This window comes from Streptococcus australis, assembly GCF_901543175.1.
Lineage (GTDB): Bacteria > Bacillota > Bacilli > Lactobacillales > Streptococcaceae > Streptococcus > Streptococcus australis_A.
The window spans coordinates 1,326,578-1,350,924 of the sequence record NZ_LR594040.1 but is presented as its reverse complement, the minus strand read 5'-3'; the positions used below and the strand labels follow the sequence as shown (position 1 = coordinate 1,350,924).

Here is a 24,347-nt window from a genome sequence, read left to right as displayed (position 1 = left end):
TTGAAAACTTTTCAAATTTTGATATAATAGTACTACTCAAGGGAGTAGCTGGCAGAAACCTGTGATAGTGTCGTCATTCCGAATTGTATACTGAAAAGTATGTTTTCCGGCGCTATCTTAAACAGCGAGACTTGTTATGATTAACAGGTCTCTTTTTGTTTGTCATAAAACCAAAAGAGAGCTTGTTTTGCACACAAAGTCAAGGAGGAGACACATGTCAAAAGAACAAAAACGCCAAGCGTTTTATACTCAGAGTCCTGAAGAGGTCTTGAAGTCGGTTGAAGCAACTGAGCAAGGTCTTTCGTCAAGCGAAGCGCAGAAACGCCTAGCTGAATATGGGCGCAATGAACTCGAGGAGGGTGAGAAAAAAACTCTCTTGGTTAAATTCATAGAACAGTTTAAGGATTTGATGATTATCATCCTAGTTGCTGCGGCTATTTTGTCAGTCGTAACTTCTGGTGGAGAAGATATCGCAGATGCCATCATTATTCTAGCCGTGGTTATCATCAATGCAGCCTTCGGTGTTTACCAAGAAGGAAAAGCGGAAGAAGCCATCGAAGCCCTCAAGTCTATGTCTAGTCCAGCTGCTCGCGTTATTCGTGATGGGCACATGTCAGAGATTGATTCCAAAGAATTGGTGCCAGGAGATATCGTTGCCCTTGAAGCAGGTGACGTAGTACCAGCAGACCTACGTTTGCTAGAAGCCAATTCACTCAAAATCGAAGAAGCTGCCTTGACAGGTGAGTCTGTTCCAGTTGAAAAAGATTTGACTGTAGAACTCGCTACCGATGCTGGTATTGGTGACCGTGTCAATATGGCCTTCCAAAACTCAAACGTGACTTATGGTCGTGGTCTTGGTGTTGTTGTCAATACAGGTATGTACACAGAAGTGGGTCATATCGCTGGCATGCTCCAAGATGCGGATGAGACGGATACACCACTCAAACAAAACTTGAACAACCTCTCTAAGGTCTTGACCTATGCAATTTTGGTTATTGCCCTTGTTACTTTTGTAGTTGGAGTCTTTATTCAAGGTAAAAATCCACTTGGTGAGTTGATGACCTCTGTTGCGCTTGCTGTTGCAGCCATCCCAGAAGGACTTCCTGCTATCGTGACCATCGTTCTTGCCCTTGGTACTCAAGTTTTGGCAAAACGAAACTCTATCGTTCGTAAGTTGCCAGCAGTTGAAACGCTTGGTTCAACTGAGATCATCGCTTCTGATAAGACTGGTACGCTTACTATGAACAAGATGACAGTTGAAAAAGTCTTCTATGATGCAGTCCTACATGATTCAGCTGATGATATTGAACTAGGTCTTGAAATGCCTCTTCTTCGTTCTGTTGTTTTGGCTAATGATACTAAGATTGATGCAGAAGGAAACCTGATCGGAGATCCAACCGAAACAGCCTTCATCCAGTATGCCTTGGATAAGGGCTATGATGTTAAAGGATTTTTAGAGAAATATCCTCGTGTGGCTGAATTGCCATTTGACTCAGATCGTAAGCTCATGTCAACGGTTCATCCATTGCCAGATGGGAAATTCCTAGTGGCAGTCAAGGGAGCTCCTGACCAACTCTTGAAACGTTGTGTTTCTCGTGATAAAGCTGGAGATGTCGCTCCGATTGATAATCAAGTCAATGACTTAATTCACACAAATAACTCTGAAATGGCTCACCAAGCCTTGCGTGTCCTTGCAGGTGCTTATAAGATTATTGATAGCATTCCAGAAAACTTGACTTCTGAAGAACTGGAAAACAACTTGATCTTTACTGGTTTGATTGGGATGATTGACCCTGAGCGTGCCGAAGCGGCAGAAGCAGTTCGTGTCGCTAAGGAAGCAGGAATTCGTCCAATCATGATCACTGGTGACCACCAAGACACAGCGGAAGCCATTGCCAAACGTTTGGGAATCATCGATGAAAATGACTCAGAAGACCATGTCTTGACTGGTGCTGAGCTCAACGAACTCTCTGATGAAGAATTTGAAAAAGTAGTTGGTCAATACTCTGTTTACGCGCGTGTATCTCCAGAACACAAGGTTCGTATCGTGAAAGCTTGGCAAAACCAAGGTAAGGTCGTTGCCATGACAGGTGACGGTGTTAATGACGCCCCAGCCCTGAAAACAGCTGATATCGGTATCGGTATGGGAATCACTGGTACAGAGGTTTCTAAGGGTGCATCTGACATGATTCTTGCGGATGATAACTTTGCGACCATCATCGTCGCAGTTGAAGAAGGACGTAAGGTCTTCTCAAACATTCAAAAGACTATTCAATACCTACTTTCTGCCAATACGGCTGAAGTATTAACTATCTTCTTATCAACCTTGTTTGGTTGGGATGTCTTACAGCCAGTTCATCTTTTGTGGATCAACTTGGTAACCGATACCTTCCCAGCCATTGCTCTTGGTGTTGAACCAGCTGAGCCTGGTGTTATGACCCACAAACCACGTGGACGCAAATCAAGCTTCTTCTCAGGTGGGGTCATGAGTTCCATTATCTATCAAGGTGTACTCCAAGGGGCTCTCGTCTTGACCGTTTATGGTCTTGCTCTTGCCTATCCAGTCCATGTGGGAGATAATAAAGCAATTCATGCGGATGCCCTCACCATGGCCTTTGCAACACTTGGTTTGATCCAGCTCTTCCATGCCTACAACGTCAAGTCTGTTTACCAATCAATCTTGACAGTTGGACCATTCAAGTCTAAGACTTTCAACTGGTCTATCTTGGTATCCTTCATTCTTCTTATGGCAACGATCGTCGTAGAACCACTTGAAGGTATCTTCCACGTAACCAAACTAGACTTGTCACAATGGGGAATTGTCATGGCTGGAAGCTTCTCAATGATTATCATTGTCGAAATCGTTAAGTTTGTTCAACGTAAACTTGGTCTTGATAAGAACGCGATTTAAAAAGAAAGTCATCTTCGGATGGCTTTTTTTGCATTTGAGGGAAAGGACTAGAAGTTGCCCCCTTTTGTGCTATAATAAAGTAAAGTTGTAAGGAGCGTAAGAGAATGGAAAAGAAAATTGTCCGAGATGTCTTATTCTTGTCGCAGGTCTCGAAACCTGCAAGTCAGGAAGACCTTTATCTGGCTAAGGATTTGCAGGATACCCTGCTGGCTAATCGCGAGACCTGTGTCGGTCTGGCGGCTAATATGATTGGTGCGCAGAAGCGCGTGATTATCTTTAATCTTGGACTGGTTCCTATGGTCATGTTTAACCCCGTTCTTTTGTCTTTTGAGGGAGCTTACGAGACGGAGGAAGGTTGTTTATCTTTGACTGGGGTTCGAACGACGACTCGATATGAAATGATTACGGTATCCTATCGCGATAGCAAGTGGCAGGAACGGACTATTACACTAACAGGTTTTCCAGCTCAAATATGCCAACATGAACTGGATCATTTGGAAGGACGGATTATTTAGGAGGAACTCAGATGAAACGCATCCTTTTTGAAATTGTTTTTATCGCAACGACCTGGTATATCTTTTTACCACCACTCAATCTCACCAGCTGGGAATGTATTTTTTTCCTCTGTGGTCATTTGGTGGTGATGGGGATTTTGTTTAGTTTCCGAAGGGATACCAATCCTTTCAAGACAGTTCACGTACGTCATGGCAAGGTTGCCAACGAACTCAATCTAGAAGGGCTTCATTTTAATAAATTAGGTGGAGGATTGTTGCTGGCTGCAGGCCTTATCTTTGTCCTTGCTGGTCTGGTAAGTCTAGTGACCTCTAGCTTTTTCCAGGCTAAAAACTATGCCAATGTGGTTTCTATCACAGAAAAAGACTTTAAAGACTTTCCTAAGAGTGATACCAGTAAGGTTCCAATCTTGGATCGAAGCACTGCAGAAAAGATTGGAGACCGTTATCTAGGCTCTCTGACGGACAAGGTATCCCAGTACGTAGCAGCAGATACCTATACCCAACTGACGATTGATGGGAAACCTTATCGGGTTACGCCACTAGAATACGCAGACCCTATCAAATGGTTCAACAATCAAGCCAAGGGAATTGGCGAGTATATCAAGGTTGATATGGTGACAGGAAATGCGGAATTGGTGGATTTAAAAACACCGATGAAGTATTCGGACTCTGAGTATTTTAACCGTGACGTCAAACGTCATCTTCGAATCAAGTATCCGACCAAGATTTTTAAAACTCCGTCCTTTGAGGTGGATGATGAAGGCAATCCTTTCTATGTAGCAACCGTTTATCAAAAACAGTTTGGTCTTGGAGTGCCTCGCCCTTCATCTGTTATTATCTTGGATGCTGCTAATGGAGAAACCAAGGAATATAGCTTGGATGAAGTGCCAGAATGGGTGGACCGTGTCTATCCGGCCGAAGAAACCATCGAACAAATCAACTACAACGGCAAGTATAAAGACGGCTTCTGGAATGCCTTGATTTCTAAGAAAAATGTTACCCAAACGACAGAGGGCTATAACTATCTTTCTATCGGAAATGACATTTATCTCTACACGGGGGTGACTTCAGCAAATGCTGACGAAAGTAATCTAGGTTTTATCCTTGAAAACATGCGAACTGGTGAAATCACCAAGTACAATCTAGCATCAGCAACCGAAGAATCTGCCCGTGCGTCCGCAGAAGGAGCCGTGCAGGAGAAAGCCTACAAGGCGACCTTCCCTATCCTTGTCAATCTCAACGACAAACCGCTCTATATCATGGGCTTGAAGGACAATGCAGGCTTGGTTAAGGAGTATGCTTTGGTCGATGCAGTGGAGTACCAAAACGTCATCGTAGCAGCTACAGTAGATGAACTCCTCAGCAAATATGCCAATAAAAACGACCTCGAGCTGGATAATGAAACGATAGAAAATATCAAGGGTGTGGTTGCGGATCTGAAATCAGCTGTCATCAAGGGAGACACCGTCTACTTCTTTAAAGTTGATGGCAAAATCTACAAGGTCAAGGCCTACGTATCAGACGACCTTCCTTACCTTGAAAATGGCCAATCCTTCGAAGGTCAAGTTGGAAAAGATAATTACCTCAAGACCTTTAAAGTGAAGTAAACAAAGAAACCTTGGTATAAACCGAGGTTTTTAAGATGAAATTCTTGGTCGTGATTGAAAAATATGCTACACTAACAATATGAAAATTTTAATCCCAACAGCAAAAGAAATGAACACCAATCTTCCTAGTATAGTAGCGACTCCCTTGAGAAAAGAAAGTCAGGCTGTTCTAGATGAACTAGCGTCTTACTCTACTCAAGAACTAGAGAAGTTTTACAAAATCTCTGCCGAAAAAGCGCAAGAGGAATATGAACGCATTCAAGCCTTAAAAGAACAAAGAGCCAAAAACTATCCAGCTTTGAAACTATTTGATGGTCTCATGTATCGCCACATCAAACGAGATAAATTGACCGAGCATGAACAAGCCTATCTGGAAGATCATGTCCTGATTACCTCAGCTTTGTATGGTGTTGTTCCAGCCTTATCACCTATGGCTCCTCACCGTTTGGATTTCTTGATGAAGTTAAAAGTGGCTGGTAAAACCCTAAAGAGCCATTGGAAACTAGCCTACGATGAGGCCCTACAGGATGAGGACTTGATATTTTCTCTCTTGTCATCAGAGTTTGAAACAGTATTTTCAAAGGAAATCAGAGAAAAGATGGTGACCTTCAAATTTATGGAGGACAAGGCTGGGCAGCTGAAAATTCATTCAACTATTTCCAAGAAAGCTCGGGGTGCCTTTTTAACCGCCTTGATAGAAGGGCAAGTTCAAACAGTTGAGCAAGCTCGTAAGCTCCGCTTCGCAGGCTTTGACTACCGACCTGATTTATCAAGTGACTTAGAACTCGTCTTTGTGAAACAAGCATAAAACCAGCTCGCATGAGCTGGTTTTTGCTTGATTAATTGATGGCTGCAAGAAGGTTGTCAGCTTGTTTGGCAAGGGATGAAACAGTTGTTTCTTCTAACACCAATTGTCCATCTGCCCAAGCAGAGTCATTGACACGCGCGGCAGTAAAGTCACCAACGACTTGTGTACGGATAAAAGGCAAGAGGTCTTTGTAAATCGCAAAGAGTTGCTCGTGACCTGCATTGGCTACAGATGAGACAGTAACAAACTTGTCTTGGAGGGCAGAAGCACTACGTGTATCTGTCAAGTCAAGGGCGCGCGAGAGCCAGTCAAGCAAGTTCTTCACTGTTCCAGGGATAGAGAAGTTGTAGACTGGGGAGAAGATCCAGATGGCATCGGCTGCAAGGACAGCTTCGCGAGCGGCAGCTACAGCTGGATGAGTTGGAACTTCGAGATCTTGGCTGAAGAGAGGAACAGCTGAGTAATCAAGATAGCTAACTTCCACTTTGCCAGCAAGTGCTTTTTCAGCTTCGAGGGCCATTTGGTGGTTGAAAGAACCTTGGCGTAGTGATCCGACGATAAATAGTACTTTTTTAGACATGATGTGTCTCCTTTAGTTAAAATTTAAAGAGCGAACTCTTTTGTTACCACCTATGTTACAACAAATAATACTAATTAGCAATAATTTTGCTCACAAATTTTTAAATTTTTTTAAAATCCGAATCAAATCCTCTTTTTCTCCATCTTCTAAGATACTAAAAGCATCTACAACAGAGTTAATATGGTCAGGAAGAACCTCTTCAATTTTTTTGCGTCCAGCTGGTGTTAGTTTCAGGAAAAAAGAACGACGGTCTTTTGGGTCACAAGTTCTAGAAATCCACCCATCTCGAATCATGTTTCGAATAACAACAGTCATGTTTCCAGAAGTGGCTAGAATTTTTTCAATCAAATCCTGAATGCGCAGTTCTCCCTTGCTATAGAGAGTCTCCAGAACGGAAAATTGAGTAGGGGTTAGTCCGTGTTCTTTGGCAGCCTTGGTTTCATAAGGTTTAAAACTTCGCATCGCTTTATTGAGAACGATAGCCGTTTTCAAGTCTAATTGATTTTGGAAAATTTTTTCTTTCAAATATTGTTTCATAAGGGTATTCTATCAATAAATAAATAGAAATACAAGAGGCATGGATTTTATAGGGAAATTATCTCAGAATGTTCCTGTCTTCACTTGTAATAAAGGAAGAGAGATGGTAAAATAGACGAGTGAAACTAAGACAGAAAAAAGCAAAAAACAAGCTACTTATACAATACGGAATCGGCATTTCTTTGGTGCTACTAGTGCTGACTGGATCCTTTCTTTACCTGATTTCCCTCAGCATGAAACCCTATCAAGATGCTAGGGTTGAGGGAGAAAAACTGGCCAAGCAGTATGCAGAATTAGAAAAAGCAGATCAGGTTGATTTTTTTAATGGTTCGGAAGCTTATTACAGCCTTCTGGGGCATAATAAAAAGCAAGAGGCCATTGCCGTGCTAATCGAAAAGAATGACCACAAGATTTACGTTTATCAGCTAGATAAGGGGATTTCTCAAGACAAGGCGGCGACGATTTCGAGGGAAAAAGGAGCTAGCGACATTGACAAAGTCACCTTTGGTCGCTATCAGGACAAGCCGATTTGGGAAGTTAAGTCTGGAAACCAGTACTATCTGGTGGACTTTGAAACAGGAGCAGTGATCCAATAAGGAGGGCATATGAAACTATCCAAGCGTGTACTAGAAATGGAAGAAAGTGTCACTCTAGCCAGTGATGCAAGAGCCAAAGCATTAAAAGCTCAAGGAAAAGATGTTCTTTTCTTAACCTTGGGACAGCCAGATTTTCATACTCCTGAAAATATTCAGGATGCGGCGGTGGAAGCGATTCGTGATGGTCGAGCTTCCTTTTATACAGTTGCTTCAGGTCTACCAGACTTAAAGGCAGCGGTTAATACCTATTTTGAACGCTACTATGGCTATTCCGTAGCAGCCAACGAGGTTACCTTTGCCACAGGTGCTAAGTTCTCTCTCTATACCTTTTTTATGGCTGTGGTCAATCCAGGTGATGAGGTCATCATCCCTACACCATACTGGGTCAGTTATGGAGACCAAGTCAAGATGGCAGAAGGTGTGCCGGTCTTTGTCCAAGCCAAGGAAGACAATCACTTTAAAGTAACAGTCGAGCAGCTTGAAGCGGCCCGAACAGATAAGACCAAGGTCTTGGTTCTCAATTCGCCATCGAATCCGACCGGTATGATTTACACTCGTGACGAATTGCTAGCCATCGGAAATTGGGCTGTGGAACATGATATTCTCATCCTAGCAGATGATATCTACGGACGTCTGGTTTATAACGGAAATGAATTTGTTCCAATTTCTAGTCTGTCAGAAGCGATTCGCAAGCAAACTATTGTTATCAACGGTGTCTCTAAGGCTTATGCCATGACTGGTTGGCGGGTAGGTTATGCAGTAGGAAATCCAGAGATTATTGCTGCTATGAGCAAGCTAACAGGTCAAACAACCTCAAACCTGACTGCTGTATCACAATATGCTACCATTGAAGCCTTAACTGGACCACAAGACTCTGTCGAAACTATGCGCCAAGCATTTGAGGAACGTTTGAATACCATTTATCCTCTCTTGTGCCAAGTGCCAGGATTTGAAGTTGTCAAGCCTCAAGGAGCTTTCTATCTTTTCCCAAATGTTAAAAAAGCGATGGAGATGAAGGGCTATACCGATGTGACGGACTTTACAACGGCTATTCTTGAGGAAGTCGGTCTTGCCTTGATTACAGGAGCAGGATTTGGAGCACCAGAAAATGTTCGTCTCAGCTATGCCACAGACTTGGATACTTTGAAAGAAGCTATTCGCCGTTTGCATCAATTTATGGAAAAATAAAACTTAGAATCTTCGCCTTTTTAGCGAAGATTTTTTGTATCGAAAATCTCGCGAATTTTCTCTAGTAGAACCTAGCTATCACAGTCTATTTATGGTAAAATAGTGGGTAATGATGTCTTCGGACAAGTTAAACGAAAAAAGGAAGATAGATTATGACAAAACGTGTAACAATTATCGATGTAAAAGACTACGTTGGTCAAGAAGTGACCATCGGAGCCTGGGTTGCCAACAAATCAGGAAAAGGGAAAATTGCCTTCTTGCAATTGCGTGACGGAACAGCCTTTTTCCAAGGAGTCGCCTTCAAACCAAACTTTATTGAAAAATTTGGTGAAGAGGTAGGCCTTGAAAAATTTGAAACGATCAAACACTTGAGCCAAGAGACTTCTGTTTATGTGACAGGGATTGTCAAAGAAGATGAGCGTTCTAAGTTTGGCTATGAGCTCGATATCACAGACATCGAAGTCATCGGTGAATCACAAGATTACCCAATCACTCCAAAAGAACATGGAACAGACTTCTTGATGGACAACCGTCACTTGTGGCTCCGTTCTCGTAAGCAAGTAGCAGTCATGCAAATCCGTAACGCTATCATCTATGCAACCTATGAGTTCTTTGACAGGAATGGTTTCTTGAAATTTGATAGCCCAATTCTTTCAGGAAATGCGGCAGAAGACTCAACAGAACTCTTTGAAACTGACTACTTCGGAACCCCAGCCTATTTGAGCCAGTCAGGTCAGCTTTATCTTGAAGCGGGTGCAATGGCTCTTGGTCGCGTATTTGACTTTGGTCCAGTATTCCGTGCTGAAAAATCAAAAACGCGCCGTCACTTGACTGAGTTCTGGATGATGGATGCGGAGTATTCTTACTTGACACATGACGAGTCACTTGACTTGCAAGAAGCCTATGTTAAAGCCCTTCTCCAAGGTGTTTTGGATCGTGCACCACAAGCCTTGGAAACCTTGGAACGTGATACAGAACTCTTGAAACGCTACATTGCAGAGCCATTCAAACGCATCACTTATGATCAAGCCATTGACCTCTTGCGAGAGCATGAAAACGATGCTGATGCTGACTACGAGCATTTGGAACATGGAGATGACTTCGGTTCACCACACGAAACTTGGATTTCGAACCACTTTGGTGTGCCAACATTTGTCATGAACTACCCAGCAGCTATCAAGGCCTTCTACATGAAACCAGTTCCTGGAAATCCAGAGCGCGTGCTTTGTGCTGACTTGCTAGCACCAGAAGGCTATGGAGAAATCATCGGTGGTTCCATGCGTGAGGAAGATTACGATGCCCTTGTCGCTAAGATGGATGAACTTGGTATGGATCGTACAGAGTACGAATTCTATCTTGACCTTCGTAAATACGGTACTGTTCCACACGGTGGATTTGGTATCGGTATCGAGCGTATGGTAACCTTTGCAGCTGGAACAAAACACATCCGTGAAGCGATTCCATTCCCACGTATGTTGCACCGTATCAAACCATAAAAAGAAACGCCCTAGGGGCGTTTTTTCAAAATACCATAATACTTGAAGGAAGAGGTGAGGAACATGTAAAGTTAGAATTAACAAGTGACAAACACAAGGATATATACACTTGTTAAAGGAGAAATGATGTTTAAAGCAAATTATCGGAAGAATATCGGTCTCATGGCTGGAGTGGAATTTTTTGCCTTTCTGGGTATTACTAGCTTTTGGATTTTATTTCTCAGTCAAAATGGGATGTCACTTTGGCAGATTGGCTTATTGGAAAGTATTTTTCATGCTACCAGTGTCATTTGTGAAATTCCTTCTGGAATGTTAGCTGACCGCTATTCATATAAAACCAACCTGTATTTAAGTCGAATAGCTGGAATTGCGTCGTCTATTCTCATGTTAGTAGGGCAAGGTAATTTTTGGATTTATGCCCTCGCGATGGTGGTGAGTGCCTTGTCTTATAATTTTGATTCGGGGACGAGTGCAGCCATGGTTTATGATTCGGCCGTGGAGGCTGGATTAAAAGAGCGCTACTTGTCTATCTCAAGTTTTATGTCAGGAGTAGCAGAAGGAACTCGGTCTTTGGGGACCGTTTTAGCGGGATTTTTTGTTCATGGTCAATTACACTTGACCTACTATATCATGATTGCCACTTCTATAATCGTTCTTTTCCTAACTTGGATGTTAAAAGAGCCTAGTATTAAAGCGCAAAAATCTGAGCGTCTGACCATGAAAAAAATTATTTGGACTGTCAAAGAGGAGTTGCAGAGAAATCCCAGTCTTTTTAGCTGGATGATTCTGTCCCAAATCATCGGAACTCTGATGTGCATGTTTTATTTTTACTATCAAAATCAACTGCCTGACTTAGAAGGTTGGCAGATTTCGATGGTCATGCTAATCGGTAGTGTTTTGAATATCTGGGCAGTTTATCTAGCGAGTAAGATTGGAAAGAGGTATTCAGCCTTAAAGCTCTTTCCAATTCTTGTACTCTTGACGGGAGTGACCTACTTGCTTTCCTACATTGGCACATCTCTAATTTATATTTTGATTTACTTGATTAGTAACGCCTTATATGCTCTCTTTCAACCGATTTTTGACAACGATTTACAAAAGCGACTCCCAAGTGAGGTACGGGCAACCATGCTAAGTGTCTACTCCATGATGTTCAGCCTGAGTATGATTGTTATTTTTCCTCTAACGGGGTGGCTGATTGATTCTCTAGGCTTTGTAGTAGCTTTCCTTTACTTGGGGCTCAGTTTAGTAATGGTGAGTCTTTTGCTATTTTTCGTTTTGAAAAAGATGGCCAGAGCTTTATAACTGAAAGAGAATGTCATTTCTAAGCAATAGAGTTATTTTACATTTTTCTCTTGCTATCTATTAGTATTTCTAGTATAATAGTTAATTGTGAGCAAACCTCACTTACCCCTTGCAAAGTCTTGGGGTCATTAGACCAAAAGGAGGAACATATCAATGGCTAAATACGAAATTCTTTATATCATTCGTCCAAACATTGAAGAAGAAGCGAAAAACGCTTTGGTAGCACGTTTTGACTCTATCTTGACTGACAACGGTGCAACTGTTGTTGAATCAAAATCATGGGAAAAACGTCGTCTTGCATACGAAATCCAAGATTTCCGTGAAGGACTTTACCACATCGTTAACGTTGAAGCAAACGACGACGCAGCTCTTAAAGAGTTTGACCGTCTTTCAAAAATCAACGCTGACATTCTTCGTCACATGATCGTCAAACTTGACGCGTAAGAAGGTAAATTATGATTAACAATGTTGTACTTGTAGGGCGTATGACACGTGACGCTGAGTTGCGTTATACCCCATCAAATGTAGCAGTTGCGACTTTTACTCTTGCAGTAAACCGTACATTCAAGAGTCAAAATGGCGAACGTGAGGCTGATTTCATCAATGTCGTTATGTGGCGCCAACAGGCTGAAAATCTTGCTAACTGGGCTAAAAAAGGCTCTCTTATCGGGATCACAGGTCGTATCCAGACTCGTAGTTACGATAACCAGCAAGGACAACGTGTCTACGTAACGGAAGTCGTGGCTGATAATTTCCAAATGTTGGAAAGCCGTAGTGTGCGTGAGGGACATACAGGTGGAGCTTATTCTGCACCAACTGCTAGTTATACAGCACCTACACAATCAGTACCAGACTTTTCACGTGATGAAAATCCATTTGGAGCAACAAATCCTTTGGATATTTCAGATGATGATTTACCATTCTAATGGACAATTAATACTATAAAGGAGAAAAAACATGGCTCAACAACGTCGTGGCGGATTCAAACGCCGTAAAAAAGTTGATTACATCGCAGCAAACAAAATTGAATATGTTGATTACAAAGATACTGAGCTTCTTAGCCGTTTCGTTTCAGAACGTGGGAAAATCCTTCCTCGTCGTGTAACAGGAACTTCAGCTAAAAACCAACGTAAAGTAACAACAGCTATCAAACGTGCTCGCGTAATGGCTTTGATGCCTTTCGTAAACGAAGATTAAAGAAAAAAAAGACCCTAACGGGTCTTTTTTTCACGAGTTTTTAAATGAGAAGGCGAGTTCGGTCCGATTGGACCTCTTTTTCAGACCCCAATGGGTCTTTTTTCTTTCTATAAACGTGCTATAATGATAGTAGGAATTTTTAAAGGAGCATCTTATGAAGACGACTTGTTCAATTAGAAAAATGCAAGAATCTGACATTAAAGATCTATCTCGAGGATTTACTAGCCAAGGTTGGCCAAGTAGAGAGGAAATTTTAACTCGATATTTTAAGGAGCAGGAAAGTGGAGAGAGGGAAGTGTTAATTGCTGACCTTACTGGTGTAGTAGCGGGCTACATTACTATTTTACCAATTGCCAAGCAAGGGCCCTTTGCTGGAAGTGCTCCAGAACTCTCAGATTTCAATGTCTTTGAACCCTTTCAAAATCAAGGTATTGGAAATCTCTTGATAGAAGAAGCAGAAAAACGAGTAAAACTTATATCCGATAAGGTGACGCTTGGAGTTGGGCTTCATTCAGGGTATGGTCCTGCTCAGAGATTGTACATCAAACGCGGCTATATTCCAGATGGTACGGGTGTCTGGTATCGAAACCAACCTTTGGAAATGAATGCCACTATTCAAAATAATGATGATTTAGTTCTGTACTTATCCAAGGAATTAGAATAAGAGATAGCGATTTTTTTGGAGATGTGGGATTTCTCTACTTTATGGTATAATGGAAAGAGTTAGATTGAAAGAGGTAGAGAGATGGATGCAAAATTAAAATACAAGGCAAAGAAAATTAAGATTGTCTTTTTTGATATTGATGATACCTTACGTGCGTCAAAGACAGGTTTTATTCCGGATACAATTCCTACTGTCTTTAAGCAGTTGCGTGAAAAAGGGATTTTGACAGGAATTGCCTCAGGGCGCGGTATTTTTGGTGTTGTTCCAGAGATTCGTGAACTCAAGCCTGACTTTTTTGTGACCTTGAATGGTGCTTATATAGAAGATAAAAAAGGAAATATTATTTATCAAAATCAGATTGAGAAGTCAAATGTAGAAGAGTACATTTCTTGGACTAAGAAAGAGGGGATTGAATATGGTTTGGTTGGCAGTCATGCTGCTAAACTCTCCACTCGAACAGAAATGATCAGTGAGGCGATTGATCCGATTTATCCAAACTTGGATGTGGATCCTGACTTTCATGAAAAAGTAGATATTTATCAGATGTGGACCTTTGAAGATGAAGGAGATGCCTTGCACTTGCCAGATTCATTGTCGGATAAACTTCGCATGGTGCGTTGGCATGAACATTCATCTGATGTGGTACCAATTGCAGGCTCAAAGGCTGCTGGTGTGGCAAAGGTTGTAGAACACCTAGGATTGAAACCAGAGAATGTCATGGTCTTTGGAGATGGCCTCAATGACTTGGAACTCTTTGATTATGCAGGAATTAGCATTGCCATGGGAGTTTCCCACGAAAAGATCAAAGAAAAAGCAGATTATATTACAAAAACAGTAGAAGAAGATGGCATTTTTGATGCCTTAGAAGGATTTGGTATGGTAGAAAAAGAATTGCATTTCCCACAAGTAGACATTGAAACAGTAGAAGGTCCTCTAGCGACTATTAAGACAAATCACGGAGACTTGCGTATCAAGCTCTTCCCTGAACATGCTCCTAAAACAGTAGCAAACTTTGTCGCTCTTTCAAAAGATGGTTACTATGATGGAGTGATTTTCCATCGCATTATCAAGGACTTTATGATCCAAGGCGGAGACCCAACTGGTACAGGTATGGGTGGTGAGTCAATCTACGGTGACTCTTTTGAAGATGAATTTTCAGAAGAACTCTATAATATCCGTGGTGCCCTTTCTATGGCCAATGCTGGTCCAAATACCAACGGCAGCCAGTTCTTTATCGTGCAAAATCAACATTTGCCTTATTCTAAAAAAGAGATTGCTCGTGGTGGCTGGCCTGAACCAATCGCTGAGATCTATGCAGAGCAAGGTGGAACTCCTCACCTTGACCGTCGTCACACTGTTTTTGGGCAATTGGTAGATGCAGAATCTTTTGCAGTCTTGGATGCCATTGCAGCTGTTGAAACTGGTGCTATGGACAAGCCAGTTGAAGATGTAGTAATTGAAACGATTGAAATTGAGGACTAGGATGAAAATTGGTGATAAGCTAAAGGGGCGTATTACAGGAATTCAGCCCTATGGTGCCTTTGTCGAGTTAGAGACAGGGGTGATTGGGCTGATTCATATTTCAGAGATTCGGACAGGATTTATCGAAAATATCTATGAAGTTTTGAAAATTGGTGAAGAAGTGCAAGTTCAGGTTGTTGATTTAGACGAATTTTCAGGTAAAGCTAGTCTATCTATTCGCACTCTGGAGGAAGAAAAACACCAGCTACCAAGACGGAGACGTTTTTCAAATGATCGTATCAAGCATGGTTTTGCACCACTTGGGCGAATGATGCCAATCTGGACAAAGGAAGCCCTCAACAATCTGAGAGAGAAAAACTAGTCTATTAGATTTCGTATTTTTAAAAATCAATATATGGAAGAACAATTATTAAAACCAGGAGAGCGCATCAACCAGCTCTTTTCGACAGATATCAAGATCATTCAAAATAGAGAAGTATTTAGCTATTCGGTGGATAGTGTTCTCTTGTCACGCTTTCCACGCTTTCCTAAAAATGGCTTAATAGTGGATTTTTGTGCTGGAAATGGTGCAGTGGGACTTTTTGCAAGTAGTCGTACAAGGGCAAAAATCCTCTCTGTAGAAATTCAGGAGCGTTTGGCGGATATGGCAGAGCGTTCGGTTCAGTTGAATGGTTTGGAAGAGCAGATGCGGGTCATCTGCGATGATTTGAAAAATATGCCTGCTCACATCCAAGGAAGTAAGGTGGATATGATCTTGTGTAATCCGCCTTATTTCAAGGTAGATCCGCATTCCAATCTCAATGAGAGTGAACACTACCTCCTGGCAAGACACGAAATTGCGACTAACCTAGAAGAAATTTGTCGAAGTGCTCAGAGTATTCTCAAGTCTAATGGTCGTTTGGTCATGGTTCATCGTCCAGATCGGCTCTTGGATATCTTAGACATGCTTCAACGCCACAATTTGGCACCCAAGCGCCTGCAATTTGTCTATCCTAAACGACAGAAGGAGGCCAATATGCTCTTAATCGAAGCTATCAAGGATGGATCGACAAGTGGTTTCAAGGTCCTGCCACCACTCATTGTTCACAATGACGATGGTTCCTACACGCCAGAAATTCAAGAGATTTACTATGGATCATAAGGCCTACATGTATGTGGTGGAGTGTAGTGACGGTTCTTACTATACGGGCTATACAACGGATGTGAAGAGGCGCATTGCCGTTCATAATAGTGGTAAGGGAGCCAAGTATACCCGAGCTCGCTTGCCAGTCAAACTCGTCTATACAGAAGGCTTTGCCAGCAAGGAAGAAGCCATGTCTGCAGAGGCTCTTCTCAAACGTAAGAAGAGACCACAGAAAGAACGATTTTTATCCGAAAATCAAGAAAAAAATCTAGTCAATCATATTGACATCTAATGAGGAGTCCTTTGACTCCTCTTACTTTTGTCAAAAGAGAAAAAAAATGCTAAAATAAGATGAATAAATTTAAAGAGGTATTATCATGTCTAAGATTCTAGTATTTGGTCACCAAAATCCAGACTCAGATGCCATCGGGTCATCTGTAGCCTTTGCTTACCTTGCAAAAGAAGCTTATGGATTGGACACAGAAGCAGTTGCTCTTGGTACTCCAAATGAAGAAACAGCCTTTGTTTTGAACTATTTTGGTGTAGAAGCACCACGCGTCATCACATCTGCTAAAGCAGAAGGTGCAGAGCAAGTTATCTTGACTGACCACAATGAATTCCAACAATCAGTGTCAGATATCGCTGAAGTAGAAGTTTACGGAGTAGTGGATCACCACCGTGTGGCTAACTTTGAAACTGCAAGCCCACTTTACATGCGCTTGGAACCAGTTGGATCAGCTTCATCTATCGTTTACCGCATGTTCAAAGAACATGGTGTAGCAGTTCCTAAAGAAATCGCAGGATTGATGCTTTCAGGTTTGATTTCAGATACCCTTCTTTTGAAATCACCAACAACACACCCATCTGATAAAGTTATTGCTCCTGAATTGGCAGAATTAGCAGGTGTGAACTTGGAAGAGTACGGCCTCGCGATGCTGAAGGCTGGTACAAACTTGGCTAGTAAATCTGCTGAAGAATTGATTGATATCGACGCTAAGACTTTTGAACTCAACGGAAATAAGGTTCGTGTTGCCCAAGTCAATACAGTTGATATTGCTGAAGTCTTGGAACGCCAAGCTGAAATCGAAGCAGCAATGCAAGCAGCTAATGCTGCAAACGGCTACTCTGACTTTGTCTTGATGATTACTGATATTGTGAACTCAAACTCAGAAATTTTGGCTCTTGGATCAAATATGGGCAAGGTTGAAGCTGCCTTCAACTTTAAACTTGAAAACAACCACGCTTTCCTTCCAGGTGCTGTTTCACGTAAGAAACAAGTGGTGCCTCAGTTGACAGAAAGCTTTAATGGCTAATAGCCTGAGTGATGATTGAAATGTGGAAACACTTGTTTCCATATAGCTAAAGGGGTCTCGGCTCCTTTTTTTCTAGGAGAGAAAGATGTTAGAAAATGGCGATTTGATTTTTGTGAAGGACCTTTCAGATATGGGGCAGGCCATCCAGGATTCTACTGGGAACTATAGTCATGTAGCTATCTTTTTGGACGGTTTGATCTACCATGCTAGTGGGCAAGCAGGGGTCATCTGTCAAGAACCGGCTGAATTTTTTGAACCAACTCATCTCTACGATCTCTATATCTACCCAGAGATAGAAACTGATTTGGTGAAGATGAGAGCTAGCAAACATTTAGGTGCACCCTATAATGCCTCTTTTTATTCAGATGGGTCTGGCTTTTACTGCTCCCAGTACATCGCTGAAATTCTCCCTATTTTTGAGACCATTCCGATGCAATTTGGAGACGGGGAGCAGGAGATTAGTGATTTTTGGAGGGAATATTACAGGAAACTCGAACTTCCTGTACCTCTGAATCAACCAGGGACCAATCCTAGTCAACTAGCAGCATCTTCTCTTTTAGAATGTAAAGAAAGGAATCTTCATGATTCAGATTTTTAATCCCTCCCGTTTGACTCGACAGCCATTTTTTATAGATTTGGTTGACTATCTGGACCAGCATGACGATGTGATTCTACGAGAAATCAAGGCTCAGTTTCCAGATGTGGCAGTTGATAAACTCATGGAAGAGTATATAAAGGCAGGCTTGATCGTAAGGGAAAACAAACGTTATTCCCTTAATCTCCCTTTTCTAGAATCTATAGGTAATCTATCCCTTGACCAAGAAATTTTTGTCAGAGAGGATAGTCCAGTTTATCAAGCCTTGCTAGAGAAGACTTTTGAGACAGAATTGCGCAATCAAACCAATGCAGCCATTCTAGTCGAATCTACGGATTTTGCAAGAGAAAAGATGACCCTGTCGAATTATTTCTACAAGATCAAACATCAATATCCTTTGACACAAAAACAGCAGGAACTCTATGCCATTTTGGGAGATGTCAATCCTGAGTACGCCCTCAAGTATATGACGACTTTTTTACTGAAGTTTCTCAAAAAAGATCAACTTTTGCAGAAACGCCGTGATATCTTCGTTGAGAGTCTAGTCGTCTTGGACTATGTAGTGCAAAACGAAGAAGGGAAGTATGAGTTGGCGGTTGATTTTGACAAGGAGCGGTTGACTTTTTATTTACCTTAATTGCTTCATTTTGAGCAGATTGTTTGACTTTACTAAAGAATAAGCATAAACTGAATGTAAGCGATAACATTTATCGTATTAAAAGCAAAGGAGACAGAGCTATGTCACTTGAAAATAAATTGGAACAAGCAACTGGTGCTATCAAAGAAGGATTTGGTAAAGTTACTGGCGATAGCAAAACAGAAGCAGAAGGTACTGTAGAAAAAACAGTTGCCAAAGCAAAAGAAGTTGTTGAAGATGCTAAAGGTGCTGTAGAAGGTGCCGTTGAAGGTCTTAAAAACTCATTTAAGAAAGAAGACTAAAAAAATCAAGGGAATGTTTCCCTTGATTTTTTTATAGATAACGTTCTGCGACAGCTGAGTCACCAGGGTAGGATTCTTTTACTCCATTGATGATTTGGTAGCAATCAGCTCCCTTACCAGCAATAATCACGGCATCGAGTTCTTGACTTGTAACAGCCATTGCCGCCTGGATGGCTTGTTCGCGATCGGCAATCTTTTCAACAGGATGACTGATGTAGTTGCTGATTTCATCTGCAATCGCTATTGGATCTTCATAGTTTGGATCATCAGCGGTGAGAAAGACTTGAATCTCAGGATGTTGATTGAGAAGGAGTCCAAAGTCTTTGCGACGACTTTCACCCTTGTTTCCAGTCGAACCGAGAACCAGAGCGATTTTCCCAGTTTGATGAGTTTCAACCACATTGATGAGTTTTTTCAAACTGTCCCCGTTGTGGGCATAGTCGATGAAGACCTTGGCTCCATTTTTCTGCGTGAGGACTTCCATACGTCCAGGAACTCGGGTCGCAGCGATTCCTTTTTTGATGTCCTCTAGACTGGCACCTAGACGAAGGCAGGCAAGTCCAGCTGCAACGGCATTTTCTTGGTTAAAGTGGCCAATGAGTTGAATATCATAATCACCAGCGAGTTTACCTGTAGCGGAAAAGCTAAAGGCTTTGGAATTCTCGATTTGGTTACTTGACTGGCTACCATAGAAATCATGCTCTTGATTTTCAACTTGTTCTTTTAGCACAGAAAAGTGGTCCATGTCGCTGTTAATGACAACTGCTCGGCTATTTTCCATCAAGAGACGTTTGTGGTAGAAGTAATCTTCAAAACTTGGATGCTCAATCGGACCGATATGGTCAGGACTGATATTGAGAAACACTCCTACATCGAAAGTTAGGCCGTAGACTCGCTTAACCAAGTAGGCTTGACTGGAGACTTCCATGATGAGATGGGATCTTCCGTTATGAACAGCTTGAGCCATCATATCAAAGAGATCAATGCTCTCAGGAGTTGTGAGGGCAGATTTAAAGAAGGTCTTACCATCTAAGGTTGTATTCATGGTAGACAGCATAGCTGGGCGATGATGTTGAGCCAAGATGTTATAGGCAAAATAGGCCGCTGTTGTCTTTCCTTTTGTCCCTGTGAAAGCGAGAATTTTGAGTTTTTCTTGTGGATTGCCATAAAATTCCATGGCAATCAAACTCATGGCTTTCTTAATGTCGTTCACGACAATAACAGGAATACCGACCTCGTAGTCCTTTTCAGCTACATACCAACCTAAGCCCTGAGTTATAGCAGAAAGAAGGTATTCTTTTTTAAAGGTAGCACCTTTTGCAAAAAAAAGAGTGCCTGCTTTTACTTTACGACTGTCGTAACTGATACTATCAAAATCGACATCACTGTAATTGTAGTAGTAATGTCCCTGATCAATAATCTCACGGAAGAGACTATCTTTCTTTAAAATATCTAATACGGTTTCAATCTTTATCATACTTTCTATTATAAACTTCAAGTCTGAATTTTACAAGTAACAAGGAAAAGTTTATAATGGAAGATAAGGAACTTTTCCTAGTTATCAAAATTGAATGAGGAAGCTATGTCTAACGAAAATAATCACCAGCAAGCCCAGATGTTGCGAGGGACTGCTTGGCTAACAGCTAGTAACTTTATTAGTCGCCTCCTTGGTGCTATCTATATTATTCCCTGGTATATTTGGATGGGGACTTATGCCGCCAAGGCAAATGGTCTCTTTACCATGGGTTATAATATTTACGCCTGGTTCTTGCTGATTTCGACAGCGGGTATCCCGGTTGCGGTTGCTAAACAAGTGGCTAAGTACAATACTATGCGAGAAGAAGAGCATAGCTTTGCCTTGATTCGGAGTTTTCTAGGCTTTATGACGGGCTTGGGACTAGTCTTTGCCTTGGTCTTGTATCTCTTTTCTCCCTGGTTGGCAGATTTATCAGGCGTGGGGACAGACCTAATTCCTATCATGCAGAGTTTGGCTTGGGCAGTTCTGATTTTTCCATCTATGAGTGTTATCCGTGGCTTTTTCCAAGGGATGAATAACCTGAAGCCCTATGCTATGAGTCAAATCGCCGAGCAGGTGATCCGTGTTATCTGGATGTTGCTGGCTACTTTTATTATCATGAAGATGGGTTCTGGTGATTACTTATCAGCGGTTACTCAGTCTACCTTTGCTGCCTTTGTGGGAATGGTGGCTAGTTTTGCAGTCTTGATCTATTTTCTTTCCAAGGAGGGACTGCTCCAAAAGGTATTTGAAACACGGGATAAGATCAATAGCAAGCGACTCTTGGTTGATACCATCAAGGAAGCCATTCCCTTTATCCTGACAGGATCAGCCATCCAGCTCTTCCAGATTTTAGACCAAATGACCTTCATCAATAGCATGAAGTGGTTTACCAACTACAGCAATGAAGACTTGGTTGTCATGTTTTCTTATTTCTCCGCCAATCCTAATAAAATCACCATGATTTTGATCTCTGTTGGTGTCTCGATTGGAAGTGTCGGCTTGCCACTTTTGACGGAAAATTATGTCAAAGGTGATTTGAGAGCCGCTGCTCGCCTAGTTCAAGATAGTATGACCATGCTCTTTATGTTTCTCTTACCAGCAACAGTTGGAGTCGTCATGGTAGGGGAACCTCTCTATACAGTCTTTTATGGCAAGCCAGATAGTCTGGCCATGGGCTTGTTTGTCTTTGCGGTTTTACAGTCTACTATTTTAGGTTTGTACATGGTCTTGTCTCCTATGCTTCAGGCTATGTTCCGCAATCGCAAGGCAGTGCTTTACTTTGTCTATGGTTCCCTTGCCAAGCTAGTCTTGCAGTTACCAGCTATTGCCATTTTCCACAGCTATGGTCCCTTGATTTCAACGACTATCGGTCTCATCATTCCAAATGTTTTGATGTATCGCGATATCTGCCAAGTGACTGGTGCTCGTCGAAAGATTATCTTGAAACGGACGATCTTAATCACGATCTTGACTCTCGTCATGTTTATCTTGGTTGGCTTTTTGCAATGGCTTCTAGGATTTATCTTCCAACCAACTGGACGTTTCTGGAGTTTCCTATATGTTGCTCTTATAGGCGGTATAGGTGGTGCTCTCTATGGTTTAATGAGTTTAGAAACTCGTCTATTGGATAAAGTTATCGGGAAATCGAAGGCAGATCGCCTGCGAGCAAAATTTAAACGATCTTAACAAAATAGATTTATAAATAAAAGGAATGCTGACACTTAAATTTCCATAAATTAAAATCCCTAGAATCAAGCGTTCTAGGGATTTATTGGGGTGTGAGCATCATTAACTCTACAATCATAGCGATATAGAGGACTAAGGTTAGGAGAAAACCTGCTCTCCAGAAGAATTTGATAAATTTAGGGTAGTAAAAACTTCTTTTTTTGAGGAGGAAAAAAATTGCAAGGAGAATTGCTAGAAGTGACAGTGCGACACCAAGTCGCGGTAGAAAGTTGTGGGTAAAAGCTTTAGCAGTGATAAGGTAGTACTCGAATACCAAAAGTGGAAAGGCTAAATCCGCGAAATTAATTCTTAGTTTTTTCAGTCCGAAAAGCTTGGTGACAATAAAGCAAACTACCAAGGTTAAAATCAATAATAAAATAGATGCTATTTTCATTAAAATCATACCCATATTGTATCATAAAAAATCACTAAAGGAAACGAGAAACAGAGGATTTTATTGCAAAGGCAGGCTTTTGAGATTGTTAGTGTTTTTTGTTATAATGAAAGTTATGAAATCTTATAATACCTTGAATGATTATTATCGAAAACTCTTTGGAGAAAAGACTTTTAAAGTTCCTATTGATGCGGGGTTTGACTGTCCAAATCGAGACGGAACTGTGGCTCATGGGGGCTGTACCTTTTGTACGGTTTCGGGTTCAGGAGATGCCATTGTGGCACCAGATGCCCCTATCCGTGAGCAATTTTATAAAGAAATCGACTTTATGCACCGCAAGTGGCCGGATGTTAAAAAGTATCTGGTTTATTTTCAAAACTTTACCAATACCCATGAAAAGGTGGAAGTGATTCGGGAGCGTTATGAACAAGCCATCAACGAACCAGGTGTAGTGGGAATCAATATCGGAACACGCCCAGATTGTTTGCCAGACGAAACCATCCTTTACTTAGCTGAGCTAGCTGAACGCATGCATGTGACGGTGGAATTAGGCTTACAGACAACGTATGAGACAACCTCTGATTTGATTAACCGTGCTCATTCCTACGAATTGTATGTGGAAACGGTCAAACGATTGAGGAAATATCCTAAGATTGAGATTGTTTCCCATTTGATCAACGGACTGCCTGGGGAAACTCATGAGATGATGGTTGAAAATGTCCGCCGCTGTGTCACTGATAATGATATTCAAGGAATTAAACTGCACTTGCTCCATCTTATGACCAATACGCGTATGCAGCGAGATTACCACGAAGGACGCTTGCAACTGATGAGTCAGAACGAATATGTCAAGGTCATTTGTGACCAATTGGAGATTATTCCCAAGCATATCGTCATCCACCGAATCACGGGAGATGCACCTAGAGATATGTTGATTGGTCCCATGTGGAGCCTCAAAAAATGGGAAGTGCTAAATGCTATTGAAACTGAGATGCGCCGTCGTGGAAGTGTGCAAGGATGCAAGGCTGTAAAACAGGAGTTTAAAAATGAAAAGACCACTTGAGATGGCACATGATTTTTTGGCGGAAGTTGTGACAAAAGAGGATATTGTAGTGGATGCGACCATGGGCAATGGCCATGATACCCTTTTTCTAGCCAAGCTAGCCAAGCAAGTTTACGCCTTTGATATCCAGAAACAAGCTTTGGAGAAAACCCAAGACCGTTTAAATGAGGCAGGTTTAGAAAATGTCCAGTTGATTTTACAAGGGCATGAGACGCTTGACCAGTTTGTGACAGAAGCTAAGGCAGGGATTTTTAATCTTGGTTATTTGCCTTCTGCTGACAAATCCATCATCACCAGACCTCAGACTACTATTGAAGCTTTAGAGAAGCTTTGCCATTTGCTTGTCAAGGGGGGACGAATTACCATCATGATCTACTATGGCCATGAAGGAGGAGATACCGAGAGGGATGCTGTGTTGGATTTTGTTAGCCAGTTGAACCAACAAGAGTATACAGCAGCCATTTATCGGACACTCAACCAAGTCAACAATCCCCCGTTTTTAGTTATGATTGAGAAATTAGAAAGATATAGACATGGATAAGCAATACCTACGTGAGAAATTAGAGGCTATGCGCCAAAATTTTGTTGAGTCAACGCATCACGAGAGAGCAGTCGGGGTGCTCGACGAAGCACATATGAGCAAGAAAATGCTCAAAATCAAGAAAAAATTAGTGGCTCTTGAAATGGAACGATGTCAGAAAAAAATTGAGCACAAAGACTGTTCCAAGATTGATCAGAAAATCCAAGAGCAGAAGGAGATGTTTGAATTTTGTTGTAAAAAAGACTAAGG

28 protein-coding genes are annotated in these 24,347 nt (G+C 41.7%); 24 read left to right on the top strand and 4 right to left on the bottom strand.

Going from position 1 to position 24,347, the window contains the following annotated elements; genetic code table 11:
- Window positions 1-214 precede the first annotated feature (214 nt).
- From FGK98_RS06825 to yaaA, 4 genes are all read left to right on the top strand, one after another.
- Window positions 215-2,911, top strand: a complete 2,697-nt coding sequence (locus FGK98_RS06825) for a cation-translocating P-type ATPase (protein ID WP_138100585.1) — start codon at window positions 215-217, stop codon at window positions 2,909-2,911.
- Window positions 2,912-3,015: 104 nt separating this feature from the next.
- Window positions 3,016-3,426, top strand: coding sequence for a peptide deformylase (locus tag FGK98_RS06820; protein WP_138100584.1), 411 nt, complete (start codon window positions 3,016-3,018; stop codon window positions 3,424-3,426).
- Between the two features lie 11 nt (window positions 3,427-3,437).
- Window positions 3,438-5,033, top strand: coding sequence for a hypothetical protein (locus FGK98_RS06815; protein ID WP_138100583.1), 1,596 nt, complete (start codon window positions 3,438-3,440; stop codon window positions 5,031-5,033).
- 79 nt (window positions 5,034-5,112) lie between these two features.
- Window positions 5,113-5,841 (top strand): peroxide stress protein YaaA, encoded by a 729-nt coding sequence (gene yaaA, locus FGK98_RS06810; protein WP_138100582.1) that lies wholly within the window; start codon window positions 5,113-5,115, stop codon window positions 5,839-5,841.
- Between the two features lie 31 nt (window positions 5,842-5,872).
- Here the strand turns inward: yaaA and FGK98_RS06805 are convergent, their stop codons facing one another.
- On the bottom strand, window positions 5,873-6,421 hold the full coding sequence (locus FGK98_RS06805) for an NADPH-dependent FMN reductase (protein ID WP_138100581.1): 549 nt from the start codon (window positions 6,419-6,421) through the stop codon (window positions 5,873-5,875).
- Between the two features lie 90 nt (window positions 6,422-6,511).
- The gene (locus FGK98_RS06800) at window positions 6,512-6,958 is read right to left on the bottom strand and encodes a MarR family winged helix-turn-helix transcriptional regulator (RefSeq protein ID WP_138100580.1); all 447 of its coding nucleotides are present in this window, start codon (window positions 6,956-6,958) and stop codon (window positions 6,512-6,514) included.
- A 119-nt stretch (window positions 6,959-7,077) separates the two neighbouring features.
- Between FGK98_RS06800 and FGK98_RS06795 the strand changes: the two genes are divergently transcribed.
- The 16 genes from FGK98_RS06795 to FGK98_RS06720 all read left to right on the top strand — a co-directional run bounded on the left by FGK98_RS06795 (window position 7,078) and on the right by FGK98_RS06720 (window position 18,856).
- Window positions 7,078-7,554 carry a cell wall elongation regulator TseB-like domain-containing protein gene (locus tag FGK98_RS06795; protein ID WP_138100579.1) on the top strand — a complete coding sequence of 159 codons (477 nt, stop codon included), beginning with the start codon at window positions 7,078-7,080 and terminating at the stop codon, window positions 7,552-7,554.
- A gap of 9 nt (window positions 7,555-7,563) precedes the next feature.
- Window positions 7,564-8,742, top strand: a complete 1,179-nt coding sequence (locus FGK98_RS06790) for a pyridoxal phosphate-dependent aminotransferase (protein WP_138100578.1) — start codon at window positions 7,564-7,566, stop codon at window positions 8,740-8,742.
- A 152-nt stretch (window positions 8,743-8,894) separates the two neighbouring features.
- Window positions 8,895-10,238, top strand: coding sequence for an asparagine--tRNA ligase (gene asnS / locus FGK98_RS06785; RefSeq protein WP_138100577.1), 1,344 nt, complete (start codon window positions 8,895-8,897; stop codon window positions 10,236-10,238).
- 126 nt (window positions 10,239-10,364) lie between these two features.
- The gene (locus tag FGK98_RS06780; RefSeq protein ID WP_138100576.1) at window positions 10,365-11,543 is read left to right on the top strand and encodes an MFS transporter; all 1,179 of its coding nucleotides are present in this window, start codon (window positions 10,365-10,367) and stop codon (window positions 11,541-11,543) included.
- Window positions 11,544-11,696: 153 nt separating this feature from the next.
- Complete coding sequence (gene rpsF / locus FGK98_RS06775) at window positions 11,697-11,987, top strand: 30S ribosomal protein S6 (RefSeq protein ID WP_001151782.1); 291 nt, start codon at window positions 11,697-11,699, stop codon at window positions 11,985-11,987.
- Window positions 11,988-11,998: 11 nt separating this feature from the next.
- Window positions 11,999-12,469 (top strand): single-stranded DNA-binding protein SsbA, encoded by a 471-nt coding sequence (ssbA, locus tag FGK98_RS06770; protein ID WP_000609594.1) that lies wholly within the window; start codon window positions 11,999-12,001, stop codon window positions 12,467-12,469.
- Between the two features lie 31 nt (window positions 12,470-12,500).
- The gene (rpsR, locus tag FGK98_RS06765) at window positions 12,501-12,740 is read left to right on the top strand and encodes a 30S ribosomal protein S18 (RefSeq protein WP_000068664.1); all 240 of its coding nucleotides are present in this window, start codon (window positions 12,501-12,503) and stop codon (window positions 12,738-12,740) included.
- 154 nt (window positions 12,741-12,894) lie between these two features.
- The gene (locus tag FGK98_RS06760) at window positions 12,895-13,404 is read left to right on the top strand and encodes a GNAT family N-acetyltransferase (RefSeq protein ID WP_138100575.1); all 510 of its coding nucleotides are present in this window, start codon (window positions 12,895-12,897) and stop codon (window positions 13,402-13,404) included.
- A gap of 81 nt (window positions 13,405-13,485) precedes the next feature.
- Window positions 13,486-14,886 (top strand): bifunctional Cof-type HAD-IIB family hydrolase/peptidylprolyl isomerase, encoded by a 1,401-nt coding sequence (locus tag FGK98_RS06755; RefSeq protein ID WP_138100574.1) that lies wholly within the window; start codon window positions 13,486-13,488, stop codon window positions 14,884-14,886.
- 1 nt (window position 14,887) lies between these two features.
- Window positions 14,888-15,247: a S1 RNA-binding domain-containing protein gene (locus FGK98_RS06750; protein ID WP_038805977.1), complete on the top strand. Its 360-nt coding sequence runs from the start codon at window positions 14,888-14,890 to the stop codon at window positions 15,245-15,247.
- A gap of 33 nt (window positions 15,248-15,280) precedes the next feature.
- Window positions 15,281-16,027, top strand: a complete 747-nt coding sequence (locus FGK98_RS06745) for a tRNA1(Val) (adenine(37)-N6)-methyltransferase (RefSeq protein ID WP_138100573.1) — start codon at window positions 15,281-15,283, stop codon at window positions 16,025-16,027.
- Entirely contained in the window at window positions 16,017-16,301 is a 285-nt protein-coding gene (locus FGK98_RS06740; RefSeq protein ID WP_138100572.1) for a GIY-YIG nuclease family protein, read from the top strand. Before FGK98_RS06745 ends, FGK98_RS06740 begins: the two co-directional genes overlap by 11 nt.
- A gap of 85 nt (window positions 16,302-16,386) precedes the next feature.
- Window positions 16,387-17,322 carry a manganese-dependent inorganic pyrophosphatase gene (locus FGK98_RS06735; RefSeq protein WP_138100571.1) on the top strand — a complete coding sequence of 312 codons (936 nt, stop codon included), beginning with the start codon at window positions 16,387-16,389 and terminating at the stop codon, window positions 17,320-17,322.
- Between the two features lie 85 nt (window positions 17,323-17,407).
- On the top strand, window positions 17,408-17,920 hold the full coding sequence (locus FGK98_RS06730) for a YiiX/YebB-like N1pC/P60 family cysteine hydrolase (RefSeq protein ID WP_138100570.1): 513 nt from the start codon (window positions 17,408-17,410) through the stop codon (window positions 17,918-17,920).
- A complete protein-coding gene (locus FGK98_RS06725; RefSeq protein WP_138100569.1) occupies window positions 17,904-18,554 on the top strand; it encodes a DUF1803 domain-containing protein in 651 nt (216 codons plus the stop codon). The genes FGK98_RS06730 and FGK98_RS06725 overlap by 17 nt, the downstream gene beginning before the upstream one ends.
- Window positions 18,555-18,655: 101 nt before the next feature.
- Entirely contained in the window at window positions 18,656-18,856 is a 201-nt protein-coding gene (locus FGK98_RS06720; RefSeq protein ID WP_000051186.1) for a CsbD family protein, read from the top strand.
- Window positions 18,857-18,887: 31 nt separating this feature from the next.
- On the opposite strand, the gene FGK98_RS06715 is transcribed toward FGK98_RS06720, so the two are convergent.
- Window positions 18,888-20,333 carry a UDP-N-acetylmuramoyl-L-alanyl-D-glutamate--L-lysine ligase gene (locus FGK98_RS06715; protein ID WP_084926076.1) on the bottom strand — a complete coding sequence of 482 codons (1,446 nt, stop codon included), beginning with the start codon at window positions 20,331-20,333 and terminating at the stop codon, window positions 18,888-18,890.
- A 105-nt stretch (window positions 20,334-20,438) separates the two neighbouring features.
- Between FGK98_RS06715 and FGK98_RS06710 the strand changes: the two genes are divergently transcribed.
- Complete coding sequence (locus FGK98_RS06710; protein WP_138100568.1) at window positions 20,439-22,061, top strand: putative polysaccharide biosynthesis protein; 1,623 nt, start codon at window positions 20,439-20,441, stop codon at window positions 22,059-22,061.
- An 82-nt stretch (window positions 22,062-22,143) separates the two neighbouring features.
- On the opposite strand, the gene FGK98_RS06705 is transcribed toward FGK98_RS06710, so the two are convergent.
- A complete protein-coding gene (locus FGK98_RS06705; RefSeq protein WP_138100567.1) occupies window positions 22,144-22,509 on the bottom strand; it encodes a DUF3397 family protein in 366 nt (121 codons plus the stop codon).
- A 91-nt stretch (window positions 22,510-22,600) separates the two neighbouring features.
- On the opposite strand from FGK98_RS06705, the gene FGK98_RS06700 reads away from it, so the two are divergent.
- Genes FGK98_RS06700 through FGK98_RS06690 form a run of 3 tightly spaced genes read left to right on the top strand, consistent with a single transcriptional unit; the run spans window position 22,601 to window position 24,345 of the window.
- Complete coding sequence (locus FGK98_RS06700) at window positions 22,601-23,557, top strand: TIGR01212 family radical SAM protein (protein ID WP_138100566.1); 957 nt, start codon at window positions 22,601-22,603, stop codon at window positions 23,555-23,557.
- The gene (locus FGK98_RS06695) at window positions 23,541-24,098 is read left to right on the top strand and encodes a tRNA (mnm(5)s(2)U34)-methyltransferase (protein WP_138100565.1); all 558 of its coding nucleotides are present in this window, start codon (window positions 23,541-23,543) and stop codon (window positions 24,096-24,098) included. The genes FGK98_RS06700 and FGK98_RS06695 overlap by 17 nt, the downstream gene beginning before the upstream one ends.
- Window positions 24,091-24,345 (top strand): hypothetical protein, encoded by a 255-nt coding sequence (locus FGK98_RS06690; RefSeq protein ID WP_000361095.1) that lies wholly within the window; start codon window positions 24,091-24,093, stop codon window positions 24,343-24,345. The genes FGK98_RS06695 and FGK98_RS06690 overlap by 8 nt, the downstream gene beginning before the upstream one ends.
- The last annotated feature ends 2 nt before the right edge of the window (window positions 24,346-24,347 follow it).

What these genes read in the sequence shown, in the direction of transcription:
- FGK98_RS06790 (WP_138100578.1), top strand. Translation starts at nt 7,564, where the DNA reads ATGAAACTATCCAAGCGTGTACTAGAAATGGAAGAAAGTGTCACTCTA.
- FGK98_RS06780 (WP_138100576.1), top strand. Translation starts at nt 10,365, where the DNA reads ATGTTTAAAGCAAATTATCGGAAGAATATCGGTCTCATGGCTGGAGTG.
- rpsF (WP_001151782.1), top strand. Translation starts at nt 11,697, where the DNA reads ATGGCTAAATACGAAATTCTTTATATCATTCGTCCAAACATTGAAGAA.
- FGK98_RS06715 (WP_084926076.1), bottom strand. Translation starts at nt 20,333, where the DNA reads ATGATAAAGATTGAAACCGTATTAGATATTTTAAAGAAAGATAGTCTC.
- FGK98_RS06720 (WP_000051186.1), top strand. Translation starts at nt 18,656, where the DNA reads ATGTCACTTGAAAATAAATTGGAACAAGCAACTGGTGCTATCAAAGAA.
- FGK98_RS06695 (WP_138100565.1), top strand. Translation starts at nt 23,541, where the DNA reads ATGAAAAGACCACTTGAGATGGCACATGATTTTTTGGCGGAAGTTGTG.
- ssbA (WP_000609594.1), top strand. Translation starts at nt 11,999, where the DNA reads ATGATTAACAATGTTGTACTTGTAGGGCGTATGACACGTGACGCTGAG.
- FGK98_RS06755 (WP_138100574.1), top strand. Translation starts at nt 13,486, where the DNA reads ATGGATGCAAAATTAAAATACAAGGCAAAGAAAATTAAGATTGTCTTT.
- FGK98_RS06825 (WP_138100585.1), top strand. Translation starts at nt 215, where the DNA reads ATGTCAAAAGAACAAAAACGCCAAGCGTTTTATACTCAGAGTCCTGAA.
- FGK98_RS06760 (WP_138100575.1), top strand. Translation starts at nt 12,895, where the DNA reads ATGAAGACGACTTGTTCAATTAGAAAAATGCAAGAATCTGACATTAAA.
- FGK98_RS06735 (WP_138100571.1), top strand. Translation starts at nt 16,387, where the DNA reads ATGTCTAAGATTCTAGTATTTGGTCACCAAAATCCAGACTCAGATGCC.
- FGK98_RS06815 (WP_138100583.1), top strand. Translation starts at nt 3,438, where the DNA reads ATGAAACGCATCCTTTTTGAAATTGTTTTTATCGCAACGACCTGGTAT.
- FGK98_RS06740 (WP_138100572.1), top strand. Translation starts at nt 16,017, where the DNA reads ATGGATCATAAGGCCTACATGTATGTGGTGGAGTGTAGTGACGGTTCT.
- FGK98_RS06730 (WP_138100570.1), top strand. Translation starts at nt 17,408, where the DNA reads ATGTTAGAAAATGGCGATTTGATTTTTGTGAAGGACCTTTCAGATATG.
- FGK98_RS06705 (WP_138100567.1), bottom strand. Translation starts at nt 22,509, where the DNA reads ATGGGTATGATTTTAATGAAAATAGCATCTATTTTATTATTGATTTTA.
- FGK98_RS06710 (WP_138100568.1), top strand. Translation starts at nt 20,439, where the DNA reads ATGTCTAACGAAAATAATCACCAGCAAGCCCAGATGTTGCGAGGGACT.
- FGK98_RS06820 (WP_138100584.1), top strand. Translation starts at nt 3,016, where the DNA reads ATGGAAAAGAAAATTGTCCGAGATGTCTTATTCTTGTCGCAGGTCTCG.
- rpsR (WP_000068664.1), top strand. Translation starts at nt 12,501, where the DNA reads ATGGCTCAACAACGTCGTGGCGGATTCAAACGCCGTAAAAAAGTTGAT.
- yaaA (WP_138100582.1), top strand. Translation starts at nt 5,113, where the DNA reads ATGAAAATTTTAATCCCAACAGCAAAAGAAATGAACACCAATCTTCCT.
- FGK98_RS06725 (WP_138100569.1), top strand. Translation starts at nt 17,904, where the DNA reads ATGATTCAGATTTTTAATCCCTCCCGTTTGACTCGACAGCCATTTTTT.
- asnS (WP_138100577.1), top strand. Translation starts at nt 8,895, where the DNA reads ATGACAAAACGTGTAACAATTATCGATGTAAAAGACTACGTTGGTCAA.
- FGK98_RS06800 (WP_138100580.1), bottom strand. Translation starts at nt 6,958, where the DNA reads ATGAAACAATATTTGAAAGAAAAAATTTTCCAAAATCAATTAGACTTG.
- FGK98_RS06750 (WP_038805977.1), top strand. Translation starts at nt 14,888, where the DNA reads ATGAAAATTGGTGATAAGCTAAAGGGGCGTATTACAGGAATTCAGCCC.
- FGK98_RS06700 (WP_138100566.1), top strand. Translation starts at nt 22,601, where the DNA reads ATGAAAGTTATGAAATCTTATAATACCTTGAATGATTATTATCGAAAA.
- FGK98_RS06745 (WP_138100573.1), top strand. Translation starts at nt 15,281, where the DNA reads ATGGAAGAACAATTATTAAAACCAGGAGAGCGCATCAACCAGCTCTTT.
- FGK98_RS06690 (WP_000361095.1), top strand. Translation starts at nt 24,091, where the DNA reads ATGGATAAGCAATACCTACGTGAGAAATTAGAGGCTATGCGCCAAAAT.
- FGK98_RS06805 (WP_138100581.1), bottom strand. Translation starts at nt 6,421, where the DNA reads ATGTCTAAAAAAGTACTATTTATCGTCGGATCACTACGCCAAGGTTCT.